This is a genomic window from Pseudomonas sp. 51_B, assembly GCF_017491595.1.
Taxonomy (GTDB): Bacteria; Pseudomonadota; Gammaproteobacteria; order Pseudomonadales; family Pseudomonadaceae; genus Aquipseudomonas; species Aquipseudomonas promysalinigenes.
On record NZ_JAFGYW010000359.1, the window covers coordinates 1 to 455 of the forward strand.

General features: G+C 64.4%; 1 protein-coding gene and 1 pseudogene. Both read right to left on the reverse strand.

All coding sequences use genetic code 11. The features are described 5' to 3' along the window. Window positions 1-154 (reverse strand): annotated as a pseudogene (locus tag J5M56_RS25225) (YkgJ family cysteine cluster protein); the annotation flags it as partial. A gap of 52 nt (window positions 155-206) precedes the next feature. Further along, on the reverse strand, window positions 207-455 hold a 249-nt coding region (locus J5M56_RS25230; RefSeq protein ID WP_207938089.1), incomplete at its 5' end, for a DUF2878 family protein.

Sequence of the window (455 nt, forward strand, 5' to 3'; positions counted from 1 at the left end):
GCATCACTTCACCGCCCCATTCATCGGTATCGATAAAGCGATCAGGTACGCCGGTGTCGGTGATCAGCATCACTTCGAGCTGGCAGCAGCACGCCGCACAGGTCGAGCAGGTGACCGCCGGTTCGGCAATTTGGGTGTGGGGGATGGTTTTCATCGTGGCAGTGTAAGGCAGTGATCGCCGTGGGTGTGAAAGCGCTGACGGACGCTCACGGCGCCAGACGCCTCGCCATCAAATGCAACAGTGGGAACAAGCCTGCCCAGAGCAGGCCGATGACGATCAGCGTCGCCGCCTCGCCGTAGGGAAATTGCACGCCGGCCAGCCGTCCGCCAGCGTAGTACGACAATGCGCCGCCCACCGCGCCAAGTGCGCTGGCCAGCCACCATGGCCGCGCGCTCCAGGCCAGGCAATGGCGCAACGTGGTGGCGAGCAGCGCCCAGAGCAGCATCAGCCACAG